This window comes from Kordia antarctica (genome assembly GCF_009901525.1).
In the GTDB taxonomy this organism is placed as follows: Bacteria; Bacteroidota; Bacteroidia; order Flavobacteriales; family Flavobacteriaceae; genus Kordia; species Kordia antarctica.
Map to the genome: position 1 here is coordinate 2,218,333 of NZ_CP019288.1, position 12,268 is coordinate 2,230,600.

Genomic DNA, 12,268 nt, shown 5'->3' on the forward strand with positions numbered 1-12,268 from the left:
TAAAAAAAATGCTCACTACTATTATTGTTGACGATATTCCTTCCGCTTTACAAATGTTAAAAGGCGATATTGAACGTTTACATCCTGAATTGAATATTATTGGAACTGCTTCAAGTGTCGTAGAAACGGCAAAACTCTTGCGCAAGCAACAACCTGATATTTTGTTTTTAGATATTATGCTCGGCGATGGTTCTGGTTTTGATGTGTTGGAAATTTTTCCAGATTTGACTTCCAAGATCATCTTTGTAACCGCAAGTGACGAATTCGCTATTCGAGCATTCAAATTTGCTGCAATTGATTATGTATTGAAACCGTATGCTGAAGAAGAACTTTCGTTGGCAATTAATAAAGCTAAAAGTCAGATTCATCCGAATAAAGAACGATTGGATATTTTGAAAGATACGTTAGCTGCGCCAAATTCTAAACCAAATAAAATTTCACTTCATACCTTAGATAAAATTATTATTGTGAGTCTGGATGAAATTATTCGTTGCGAATCGGATAGTAATAATACCATTTTCTATTTGCTAGACGGACAGAAGATTTTCGTGACCAAAACGCTGAAATATTTCTCAGATATGTTGAGCAATTACCAGTTTTTACGCGTACATCAAAGTCATTTGGTCAATCTGCAATTTATAAAAGCATTCATAAAAACGGATGGCGGTTATTTGTTATTAAAAGATAAAAGTACCGTTCCTGTTTCGGTTCGCAAAAAAGTGGAAGTGATGGAAGTTTTGAGTAGTATTCATCGGAAATAACTTCGACTCCGCTCAGCTACCGTTGCGTACATTGAGCATAGTCGAAATGCAGATTTTTGGATTGTTAGATTTGTTAGACATTAAACTTAGTCGAAATGTGGACTTGTTAGATTTTTACAGAATGTCAATTCGAGTAATTTTCGAAGTGAAACGAGGAAATTGTATCGAGAATCATTTGATATACAAAGCTGTTCTCTGAAAAGGTTAAGTAATTCGTTGACAAAACTGCAAACTGAGACTGAGACTGAAAACTGTCAACTAAAACTAAGCGTTTACACATAAATTACTGTTAATTTTTTAAGAAATAAAACAATAATGTTTAGCATTTAATTATATTTGTTAAACAAAATTAATTTTAACTACAAATCATGAAATTATTTCTCTTCAAATCTATCTCGATTGTTTTCTTATTACTGTTTTCATCCAAGCCAACTGTCCAAGAATTTCAAGGTCAGGCGTTCTACTTTTCAAAATCCAAAATGGAATTAGGAAATTGGGGAGCAAGATTAAGCGAAGCGCAGAAAAAAGATGTTGCAGCACGTTTGAAGAATCGATTGGAAAAAACATATGTATTAGATTTCAATAAAACTGAATCTGTATTCAATGAAGAAGATAAGTTAGATGCCATTTCGGGCGCAACAGATTCTTGGGGAAATAATTTTTCAAGAGGCGAACAATATAAAAATGTCAAAGAAAATAAGTTAGTGCAGACACAAGAATTTTATGGAAAGAAGTTTTTAGTTAAAGATAAATTACAAACCATTGAATGGAAAATGGGCAAAGAAACCAAGCAAATAGGACAATACACGTGTTTTAAAGCAACAGCTTCTATACCTTCAAGCGATTTGGCTTGGTATAATTTTTCTTGGGGAGATTTGCAAAGAGCTTCAAGTACCGATAAAAAAGCAGATGGTACAACTGTTGAAATTACAGAACCTGAAATAAATATGACAGAAGTTGAAGCTTGGTATACGCCGCAAATTCCAGTAAGTCATGGACCAGCCGAATATTGGGGACTTCCAGGATTAATTTTAGAAGTAAGCGCAGATAATACGACAATGTTGTGTTCTAAAATTGTATTGAATTCTGGTGAAAATGTTAAGATTGAAGCACCAAATAAAGGAAAAGAAATTACAAAAAGTGACTATCAAGCAACGATTCAGAAAAAAATGCTTGAAATGAGAAATAACCGAGGAAGAAGAAGAGGATAAACACTGGTTGTGCATTTTGATAAAATTCGTCAATTCGAGTGAATTTTACGATTGAAAATGAGTGAAATTTGTATCGAGAATAGAATTTTTTGCACCAAGTAGGTTCTCGATGTTTCGACCAAGCTCAACACAAGTACGATTTTTCGTGCCTCAAAATCACTCGAACTGACGTTTCATTATACTTTTGAATTCAAAATGCACAACGGGTAATAAGTTTTTAATTTTATATTAAACTTTTACCTTAATATATAGTCTAAGTCAAAATGATCTTCAAAACTAACCAAAATCACCAATGAAAAAAATACTTTGTATTTTCCTATTCCTTGCAGCGAACTGCACTTTTGCTCAAATTAAACTTGAAGGAGTTGTTAAAGATAGCCTGAATAAACCTTTGGAATTGGCAAACGTAATCGCCATAAATAAAGAAACTGGCACGTTAGAATCGTATAGTATTACCGATGCGCTCGGAAAGTACAAGTTAGCGTTGAGCAAAAATAGCACCTACAAAATGCAGGTAAGTTATATTGGTTTAAAGAATTTAGAGCAAACGCTGTCCACAAAAGAAGTTGATATTGCAAAAGATTTTGTAATGAAAGAAGGCAATACGTTAGATGCCGTAAAGCTTACCTACGAAATGCCCGTTACTGTTAGAGGAGATACGCTAATTTACAATGCGGATTCTTTTAAAAATGGTACAGAACGAAAGCTAGAAGATGTCCTTGAAAAATTGCCAGGTGTAGAAATTAATGAAGATGGACAGATTGAAGTTGAAGGAAAAGTTGTCACGAAATTAATGGTAAACGGCAAAGATTTCTTTGATGGAGATACCAAATTAGCAACCAAGAACATTCCGTCGAAAGCCGTAGACAAAATAGAAGTATTGCGTAATTATTCTGAAGTTAGTCAACTGAGAAGTGTTTCAAACAATCAAGATAATGTTGCCATCAACATCAAACTAAAAGAAGGAAAAGAGAATTTCTGGTTTGGAAATATCACTGCCGGATCAGGCGCCTCACCAGACAATGAATTGTATCTGTTTCAACCCAAATTATTTTATTACAGTCCAAAATACAGCATTAATTTTATTGGAGATTTGAATAATATAGGAGAATTAGCCTTGTCACGAAGAGATATTAGAAACTTTGGTGGTGGTTTTAGAGCTCCAAGTAGAAGTAGCGGAACCAATATTAATCTTGGAGATAATAGTTTGAATTTTTTAACAAGTCAGCAAAATGCTTTAGAAATTGAAAACAAATTGGCTACAGGAAACTTTAGTTATTCTCCAAATGAGGCATTGGATTTTAGTGGATTCCTTATTTACAATAGCAGTCGTATTCTTTCTAAACAAACAAGTTTTGTACAATATACAGATCCTGAATTGGGAATTCCTGATGAGGCAACGGAACAAAGAAGTAGAGAACGTTCTGATCAAGTACTTTTGAAACTTAGTACTTCTTACCAACCGAATGTTAATAATCAGCTCGATTATGATGTATTGGGACGCATTTCAAACGACAGACAAAATCAAAGTGTTTTTTCTTCAGTAATTGGAAGCACAAATCAACTCGATGAAGTAACGCCGTTTAGCATCAATCAAAATATAAATTATTATTATACAATTAATGAAACAAATATTTTAGCATTTGAAGCACAGCATTTGTTTAAAAACGAAGATCCTTTTTACAATGCCACTTTGGGCAATGAACAAAATGGTGCTTTTGATACTACTGCGGAAGCGTTAGGTTTGGATACTTCTGTAGAGAATTATAATTTGAATCAGAACCGACAAATTAAATCCAATCAATTGGATGCAAAGTTGGATTACTACAATATTTTAAATGCAAAGAGTAATATCAATATTACACTTGGAACTATTTTGAGTCGCCAAGAATTTAATTCCAATCTTTTTCAGTTTTTAGGTCCTGGATTAACATTGAATCCAACACCAACATTTAATGATGGACGCGCAACCAACGATACTGAATACAATTTTAGTGATATATATTTAGGAGTTCATTACCGATTGAAAAGTGGAAAGTTCACCTTTACACCTGGTTTTTCAGTACATGCCTACGGAAACAATAACAGTCAGTTTGGAGAAACGTATAAAGATAATTTCTTTAGAGTTTTACCAGATTTTGAAACACGCATTCAATTTAAAAAGAGTGAAGCCTTAACGTTGCGATATAATATGCAAAATCAGTTTACAGATGTAACACGATTGGCAGAAGGTGTGGTGATGAATAATTTTAATAGCTATCAATTTGGGGAACCTAATTTACAGAACGCGTTGTCGCACAATGTAAGTTTGGTGTATACGAGTTTTAATTTGTTTAATTATACCAATGTATTTGCAAGAGCATCTTATTCAAGTAATATTGATCAGATACGTGGTTTGACAAATTTTGAAAATGTGATTCGAACGAGTACGTTTTTCAACTCTAATTTTGCTGATGAAAACGTCAATGTTTTTGGACGCGTACAACGCACGTTTGGAAAGATTCGCGGAAGCTTAAACGCTCGTTTTAATTATAGTAAAATAAATCAGTTTATTCAAGGACAACAATCGTTGAATGAAGGCTATACACAAACGTATACGCCAGAAGTTCGGACGAATTATAAGGAAGCTCCAAATGTGAGTTTGAGTTACAGATATAGTGTAACGAATAATACGCAAGGAAGTCGTAAGACAAAGTTTGTCACGACAGCTCCATCAATTGATTTTGATGCGTATATCTTGAAAAGATTGACGTTCCGTACCGATTACACGTATACCAATCAAGATTTAGGAGATGGTGAATCGCAATCGTTTCAAACGTGGAATGCGTCACTCGCCTACCGAAAAGACAAAGATGCCAAATGGGAATATGAAATTAAAGCGACGAATATTTTAGATATTAGCTCGCAAGTACGAAACAGTGCCAATAATTTATCGGTGTTCACTTCTGAGACGTTTATTCAACCGAGATTTGTTACTTTTAGGTTTGTTTATAGTTTGTAGTATAAGAGATATATAATTGTAAAAGCCGAACGACATTTGTTAAATGTTGTTTGGCTTTTTTTATGTTGTTGGTATTTTATTTTCTTTATAGACTTGTGCAACGGTTACCATTGTTAGCCACTGGCTTTTTTCGTACTGTTTTTATTTCAATGCATATTCTATTTTGTAAAACTATAGGTGCTTTAGGATACTTACCTAATGATATATCTTTTAGAACAGGTAAATATGTTCCAGGATATATATCAATATTCAATCCCTTATTAGCTAGCACACAAAAAACACTAATTTCTTCTAAAATAAATTCAATAGAATTTCTTACTGCTGTCTTAAATTCTATACCAGATAATTTATTGTTATTTTCTAATCTTTTTATAAAAATTTTTGCTGTTGTTAGTATTGAGGATTCAAAGTCTTTATTTGAATTGTAAAACTCAATTATCTGTTTGTTATAAACTTCATACTCATTATACTCGAAAAAATCTTTCCAACGTGTTATCTTAAAAAAATTTGAATTGCCTTGTATTAAAGATTCTAAAACATCAATTATATCATTTCCCAACTTTTGAGTATCTGTAACAAGATTTTTATTTGCATCTGATTTAATTATTTCTAGATTATGACGATACAAATAATCAGCTACTAATATTGTACATTTTGAAAAATTATTTTTTATAAATTTTAATAAGGCTATTATTTTATCTTTATTCTGATAAAAATCATTATTTATGCTAACTGCAATATAACAATTACCCTTGTTTTTTAAAGTGTCAATTTCGTGGTTCGGTGTTATATTTAGAACCTTTATTTTTCTTTCAACCATTACACAGTTTTATCGTCAATATTTCTAGCTAGAAAATGACATCCTAGTGTAAAAAGTATATTAAAAACTGCTGCAGTAATGATATATTTTGAGTAAGAATAATTCAAATCAGCTTTTGCTTCTTCCGGCGTTGATGTCAAAATCAAATATATTGTTGAACAAATTACAAAAATTGAGATGATTGTAGTCAGTTTAAGTAATAGGTTTATAAAGGCAGTTTCATAATGGTATTGTCTAGATATTGAATAATTCTTTGGAACATCTAAAAATTCTTTAAAGTTTACAGGATTGTTGGATGTGTCAATTGCTTTATTTAGAACAATTTCTTTAGACCTGCTTATTGGCTTAATAAGATACATTGCTGTAGAGGAAGAAACAGCAATTACACAAGAAAATAGTAATTCAAACATATTATTGTGTTTTAAGGTTTTTAAATTTTAGACCTATTATTAATCCAAATGTAGTTAGTGTCATACCAATTGGCGTTGAAAGTTGCGACCATAATTGATTGCTTTCCTCTACTGCTTTGAAAGTTGCATACACAATTATAAACCAAGCTATTAAAATAGAAATAGAAATTATCCAATTACCAGTTGGCTTCAATGATATAGGGTCATCTTTAAGATGCCAAAGTGAATAAATGATTAATGGCGCTATGATACCAAGTTGACCAAAAACATTATAGATTAATGGTAAAAACCATTCACCAACATTTGCTTGTGCAACTGAAAAAACTGCAGCAAGTGAAAGCATAATTATAAATGAAATGATTGTTATATAGAGTTTTAGTTTTTTTACTTCTAATTTTTCCAAACTTTTCTTAAAAGTATTTGTGTCGGCTAAAGATGTTGTTAATGCAATTAATGCTGTATCAGCAGTTGAAAATAAAGCACTTCCAAATCCAATAACTATAAGCGGATATAAAACTAATTCAGAAATCCCACCAGAACTTTTTATTGCATCAAGAAAAGAACCTAAATCTCCAAAATACATTCCCTTACCAGAGAGTATGGCAAATGCAATGACAGGCACGAACCAAATGATTGAAAATTTTAAGATATGAGATCTAAAACCTTTCCAAACTTCCTCTCCAGAAGTACATGCAGCAACTCTCTGCCAAGAGGATAATTGGGTAAATGGAAGAGAAACATTAATGATTAAAATCCAAAAGCAAAAAACTAAAGTATTTTGCCATTCTGCATCGAACGAAAAGAACTTACTGAATTCAAAATTAGGACCATTTTCAGATTGAAACAATATGCTAAATAATAAAACAGCTATTACTGAAACTAACATTAACATCAGTTGCCAACCATCTGTTTGCATAACTGCTTTTAGCCCACCAATCCGCACATAATAGATTACTATTAATCCAACAACAATAAATGATATCACACCGTAGTAAGGTGTAAACGAACTGAAGAAGTAACCGAATATTATGGAACCAACGTATAATTCAATGAATAAAATAATAAGAAAACTTGTTATAGTCAATGCTGTTATAATTCTTGCATTAACTTTGCTTCTAATCGTATAAAACCATAGGTCAGACACAGTTCTCACATCTTCTTTTATTACATCTTTGTCTCTAACATATCTAACAAACAGGTATTGACCAAGTAAATAAGTCAATCCACACCAAAGTAAGGTTAATCCATAAAATTTAGCATTAGTTAGAAAGAATAACATGACAGTAGCAAGCGAAGAACTTGCTGCTACAAATGAGCTTCCATATTGTTTGCTTGATATTGATTTGTCAGCCATAGTATAGCCTATTAGAGAGAACTTTGAAGTTTTTGCTCTAGACGCAAGTAAAATAAAAATTAAGGACGAAATACTCAATCCTATTAGTGCAGTAATGTCAGATATGTTCATAACTTTATGGTTAGTTAATGTTTTTCTTCAGCTTGTGGCCAACGTGTTTGTGTAAAAAAAATTACGGTTTTGTCAGCGAGGAATTTCCGAAGGAAATTCAGAATTTGGCAAAAATGCAACTGCCTTTGTTTAAGCACTAATTTAGCAATTTTTTTTATACTGTGTTGAGCACAGTAATTTTAACGATGCTTTTCGATTATCATATAATTCGTAATTACGTGTTTATCAATTTCCTTTGCTAAATTGTATAAGAATTCATTCCCTTTTAACGCTTTATCTAATGAATAACTTAAGGTTTTTCCGTGTGCAATTTTATTTCTGTCGTCTCGATAACTATGAAACTTATCTTTATGTTCAGTACTTAAATTATATGTCAATAAATCAGTAATTAAATTTGGAATATCCGCACTTTTCCATCTGTTTTTATTTTTTATCATTTGTTTCAGACCGTAAAGGGCTAATTTTTGTGATGGCCAAACTATAGGTTTGTCTTTAATAATATTCGTAAATTTTATATATCTGTCTTTGTCTTTTTTAACATATTCTTTTCTTAATCGATGTAGGTTTTTTTTGTCTTCTAATTCTAAATTTCCGTTTTGTGCAACTTTGGTTTCTATGAAAGCTAAATACTCTTCTTTTCCGCCGTGGAATTCAATTATTTCATCTATTAGAGAGAAAAAATATGATTCAAAAAAGGAAAAATTTGAAAGTAAGATGTTTGCTCCCAAAACAGTTTTATATTTATCTAAATTTTCTTTCTCCGTCGAATAAGGAATTGTTGAATTTCTAAATTCAGAGTTTTCTACCAAGTGAGTACTCGAATCAGTATCGTTTTGTTGGAATGCATATTCTAATTGTGGAACAGCTGTACAGACTAAAACAGAAAAATTCAGAGTTGATTGAGAGTGTTCTTTCAATATTAGGAATGCATTTGACCTTCTTATATTCATTTTAAGTTCTGATTTTTTTTATTGTGCAACGGTCAGGGATTATGCTCTGTGGATGCGCAGCATACACGTAAAGAGCATTTACTGTGGATCAATTGTGTATATTCTTAGTTGTGTGTCCGTTTCACAAGTTAAGCAAAAGATTTAATAAATATACTATAAGTTAGTTGATGCATAGCCATTCTCTGACCGTTGTGAGTCATTGAGTGTTACAGGATAACAGAACTTTTAAGTTACTTTTATCCGATTGTTCTATTTTTTGCAAAACAACATCTGATGGAGCGAAATAGCCACACAATCTGCCTTGTTCTAATTTTTTTCTCAACTTCCTTAAATTAAGTAGCTGTCAAGACATTATTAGTTGGAATTACGCTTCATGCTTTATATCACCTCCGACAGATTCATTATATAACAAGCACTATTTTTACAAAAATTTCTCTTATTCTTGATAAATATAAGACAATAACTACAACCATACAATGTGGTTTCCCGTAATCCATATAAAAAAGATAGAAAAACGTGCAAATCACTCTACCAAATACCGCAACTTAAAACTTCCGAGTAATCAATTTCGGAGCTTTCTTCGGAGTTTCAGAAATAATTTCGAAGTCAATAACACCCAATAATAAATCTTCTTCTGTGGTGACGACTTCAACTTTCCAAAGTCCGTCAATTACATTTTCTTTGTAGGTGTAGCCTCGAAAACCATTATCGCGTCCGCCAACAATTTCATAGGTTATTTCGTCCGTAACTTGCCATGTTGCTGTTGCAGGATCAAAATAATTCCATCGATGCGAAACCGCTTTGTTTAAATCCGTCGGAGCAAAAATAGAAGAGAATACATATACACGTTCATTAGGATTGTGAAAGAATTTTATTTTGTGATCTCGCCAAAATATATACCATTCATCCGATTCATACGTCACCACATACTCATTGTTTTCTTTCGTAATATTATGCGCTACCATTCCTTTATCTAACGCCAACGGAACTGGTGGAATCATGTTAAAATAATACAACACATTGATAAATAGATACATGGAAAGAATGATTCCTAGAAGCTTAGGCAGCTTAACTTCCGATTTCGTACTCGGACTAGAAAAGTAAATGAATAGGATTAGTAAAATTGTCATAACAGTACTTATGATTCCTGAAATTATAAAAATAGTAGTATTTATTTCCTTCAAAATCACTGGAATCATAAAAGCAAAGAATGTAAAACTGATGAAGTAATACACACTAAACTGAAGATATTTATTAGAAATTCTTTTCTTTAAAAACTCATTCGCTATTAAAAGCAACACTAGAATTGCAAAGAAAGTACCCGTTTTAGATAATGAAACACTTCTAGAAAAGTAAATAACATACGCGCTAGAAAGTCCTCCAAAAAAGAATTGAATGGCTAATGGGAAATACTCTTCATATTTTTCTAAAAAGGTGTTTTCCCACTTGTTATCATCCGCTAAATTAAATAGGTATAATGTAATTGTTAGCAATGTCATGTGTGACGTTAACATCACTAAATCGTAGACTCTATCAATTCTGCCGAGCGTTAAAGAATCAAAAATAAAACCTCCAATAAAGAATATAATTGGCGCATACTTTTCATGCTTTCTGATAAAATTTCGAAAGGCACTATTTCTAAATTTGACTAATGTTCTTTTCATACTTGAGGATTGATCGCTAAATATAGTCGTTACTAAAAACTTAAGTGAACTCATTAACGATAATGATGAGCTGAAAAATGAAGCTTCCCGTAATTCACTAAAAAAGGTGGAAAAAACACAAATATTCTTCTCAAAATAACAGCAAAACAAACGTTCTTTACTTCTGTCCTTTTGCTTTTATACAGTTATTTAATAATTGTGCATCTACTGTGATACCAAGTTCTTTTGCAGCAAGTAAATCCAAACAATAGTCTGGCTCGGCTAACATTTGTTTTATTTGCCCGCGAATGTAAAAAGCAAAACCAAGTGTATTGTCTATTTCAATGGCAGTATTACAGTCGGATAGCGCAGCTAGTAAAGTGGATTCCGATTTTTTAAATGACGATGTAGTCGGAGAGTTCCAACGAATACTTAACGGTTGTGTATTGAAATTTCCATAAATAGAAAACGACCTAAATTTTATTTTCTCAACGGAACTCACCTTTGCAATTGCCCGATTTACATACGCCAAAGGGTAGTTTTTATTAATTTTTATACTTTCATTAAAGTCATTTATGGCACGTTTATAGTCCTTTTTTGTTACATAAATATAACCTCGCATGTTGAAATATGCTTCTTTATTGAATCCATCTATACTAGGTGCTACCGTTATTCCTTTATTGATTTCAGTGAATGCTTCATTAAATCGACCTAAATTAATGTTGCATTCTGAAATACTTAAATATATGGTGGCTAATGAACCATTGTAATAACTTGTAATTTTGTCGCTTGATGCACCAGAAAACCTTGGATTAATTTTTATTTCAGCTTTTATTTTTTCTTTATTTTTTAATGATACGCTGTAACATGCAAGTGCTTTTTCAAATTCATTTAAAATCAAATACGTATTTCCTTTAAATGATAGCATCATTGCATCATCCGGAAATTTTTTAAGTCCAATAGCATATATATCAAGTGCTTTTTGATATTCTCTTTTGTTATAATACCCAACACCTCTTTGATAGTAATAACTAGGTTTTGAAGAATTGCAAATGTCTTGAATAGCACCATTTATTTGTGTTATGAATGCTTCGTCGTTGATTGTACCATCTTCAATAAATGATTTTAACGTTGAATAGTCAGCACATGAAGCGTCAAGATCTTCTAACTCGTAATATATCAAAGCTCTGTTTATATAAGATGCATAATCATTTTTATCTACAGAAATAGCTTTTGAGTAATCGTTTATTGCTTTTTGGTATTCTTGCAACGCATAAAATATTGCCGCTCTTCCTATATATGATGCGGATTGACTACTATCAATTTCAATTGCTTTGTTGATATCTTTTAAAGCTTCTTTAACTCTTCTTTGATTTAAATAAACACTAGATCTATGAAAATACGGATAATAGTTTTTGGGAGCTAAAGTTATTGCTTTTGTTAAATCGGAAATAGCTGATGATGGATATCCAGAATTTGAGTTGTAAAGTCCACGCATTATATAACTATCTGGATTGTTGGGATCAATTTTTATTGCTTTGTTATGATCGCTTAATGCGCCAAATTTATCACCAAGCATTTCTTTTAACTTTCCTCTGTAAGAATAAAGCAACGCCTCATTTGAGTCTGTCTGTACTGCTGTATCAAAATAATCAAGTGCTTTTTTGTTGTCGCCTCTTAAAGAATAAATTCTGCCAATATTCAGATAACAACGAGCACATTTTGGATTAACCTTCAACGCTTCCAGATAGTATTTTTCACCAAGATCGAGATTGTTTTTTACAATATGAGCATACCCAAGTGCACGAAGTACGTTTTCATTTTTTGGATATTTCTTTAGTTCCGTCTCAAAATAGTGTACCAATTCATCTTTCTGTCCTATATTTAATAAGGAATCACTAATTTTTTGATACGCTTCTTTGGATTGCCCAAAAGTAAATGTCACAAAGAACATTACTACTATTGTTATTATTATTTTCATAAGATTATACTAATATATACCCGTTG

Annotated in this window: 9 protein-coding genes; 3 read left to right on the forward strand and 6 right to left on the reverse strand. The window is 31.9% G+C overall.

Annotated elements, in window-relative coordinates:
* Nucleotides 1-8: 8 nt before the first annotated feature.
* The 3 genes from IMCC3317_RS08865 to IMCC3317_RS08875 all read left to right on the forward strand — a co-directional run bounded on the left by IMCC3317_RS08865 (nucleotide 9) and on the right by IMCC3317_RS08875 (nucleotide 4,973).
* Entirely contained in the window at nucleotides 9-761 is a 753-nt protein-coding gene (locus IMCC3317_RS08865) for a LytR/AlgR family response regulator transcription factor (protein WP_160129161.1), read from the forward strand.
* A 368-nt stretch (nucleotides 762-1,129) separates the two neighbouring features.
* Entirely contained in the window at nucleotides 1,130-1,972 is an 843-nt protein-coding gene (locus tag IMCC3317_RS08870; protein WP_160129162.1) for a GLPGLI family protein, read from the forward strand.
* Between the two features lie 292 nt (nucleotides 1,973-2,264).
* Nucleotides 2,265-4,973: a carboxypeptidase-like regulatory domain-containing protein gene (locus tag IMCC3317_RS08875; RefSeq protein WP_160129163.1), complete on the forward strand. Its 2,709-nt coding sequence runs from the start codon at nucleotides 2,265-2,267 to the stop codon at nucleotides 4,971-4,973.
* A gap of 85 nt (nucleotides 4,974-5,058) precedes the next feature.
* On the opposite strand, the gene IMCC3317_RS08880 is transcribed toward IMCC3317_RS08875, so the two are convergent.
* The 6 genes from IMCC3317_RS08880 to IMCC3317_RS08905 all read right to left on the reverse strand — a co-directional run bounded on the left by IMCC3317_RS08880 (nucleotide 5,059) and on the right by IMCC3317_RS08905 (nucleotide 12,242).
* Nucleotides 5,059-5,793 carry a hypothetical protein gene (locus IMCC3317_RS08880; protein WP_160129164.1) on the reverse strand — a complete coding sequence of 245 codons (735 nt, stop codon included), beginning with the start codon at nucleotides 5,791-5,793 and terminating at the stop codon, nucleotides 5,059-5,061.
* Nucleotides 5,793-6,203: a hypothetical protein gene (locus tag IMCC3317_RS08885; RefSeq protein ID WP_160129165.1), complete on the reverse strand. Its 411-nt coding sequence runs from the start codon at nucleotides 6,201-6,203 to the stop codon at nucleotides 5,793-5,795. Before IMCC3317_RS08885 ends, IMCC3317_RS08880 begins: the two co-directional genes overlap by 1 nt.
* A 1-nt stretch (nucleotide 6,204) precedes the next feature.
* A complete protein-coding gene (locus IMCC3317_RS08890) occupies nucleotides 6,205-7,668 on the reverse strand; it encodes an SLC5/6 family protein (protein WP_160129166.1) in 1,464 nt (487 codons plus the stop codon).
* A 179-nt stretch (nucleotides 7,669-7,847) separates the two neighbouring features.
* The gene (locus IMCC3317_RS08895; protein ID WP_160129167.1) at nucleotides 7,848-8,618 is read right to left on the reverse strand and encodes a HEPN domain-containing protein; all 771 of its coding nucleotides are present in this window, start codon (nucleotides 8,616-8,618) and stop codon (nucleotides 7,848-7,850) included.
* 545 nt (nucleotides 8,619-9,163) lie between these two features.
* Entirely contained in the window at nucleotides 9,164-10,282 is a 1,119-nt protein-coding gene (locus IMCC3317_RS08900) for a DUF2914 domain-containing protein (RefSeq protein ID WP_160129168.1), read from the reverse strand.
* Nucleotides 10,283-10,439: 157 nt separating this feature from the next.
* On the reverse strand, nucleotides 10,440-12,242 hold the full coding sequence (locus IMCC3317_RS08905; RefSeq protein WP_160129169.1) for a tetratricopeptide repeat protein: 1,803 nt from the start codon (nucleotides 12,240-12,242) through the stop codon (nucleotides 10,440-10,442).
* Nucleotides 12,243-12,268 lie beyond the last annotated feature (26 nt).

Coding starts and splice junctions, on each gene's coding strand:
- IMCC3317_RS08865 (WP_160129161.1), top strand. CDS start 9: ATGCTCACTACTATTATTGTTGACGATATTCCTTCCGCTTTACAAATG.
- IMCC3317_RS08870 (WP_160129162.1), top strand. CDS start 1,130: ATGAAATTATTTCTCTTCAAATCTATCTCGATTGTTTTCTTATTACTG.
- IMCC3317_RS08875 (WP_160129163.1), top strand. CDS start 2,265: ATGAAAAAAATACTTTGTATTTTCCTATTCCTTGCAGCGAACTGCACT.
- IMCC3317_RS08880 (WP_160129164.1), bottom strand. CDS start 5,793: ATGGTTGAAAGAAAAATAAAGGTTCTAAATATAACACCGAACCACGAA.
- IMCC3317_RS08885 (WP_160129165.1), bottom strand. CDS start 6,203: ATGTTTGAATTACTATTTTCTTGTGTAATTGCTGTTTCTTCCTCTACA.
- IMCC3317_RS08890 (WP_160129166.1), bottom strand. CDS start 7,668: ATGAACATATCTGACATTACTGCACTAATAGGATTGAGTATTTCGTCC.
- IMCC3317_RS08895 (WP_160129167.1), bottom strand. CDS start 8,618: ATGAATATAAGAAGGTCAAATGCATTCCTAATATTGAAAGAACACTCT.
- IMCC3317_RS08900 (WP_160129168.1), bottom strand. CDS start 10,282: ATGAAAAGAACATTAGTCAAATTTAGAAATAGTGCCTTTCGAAATTTT.
- IMCC3317_RS08905 (WP_160129169.1), bottom strand. CDS start 12,242: ATGAAAATAATAATAACAATAGTAGTAATGTTCTTTGTGACATTTACT.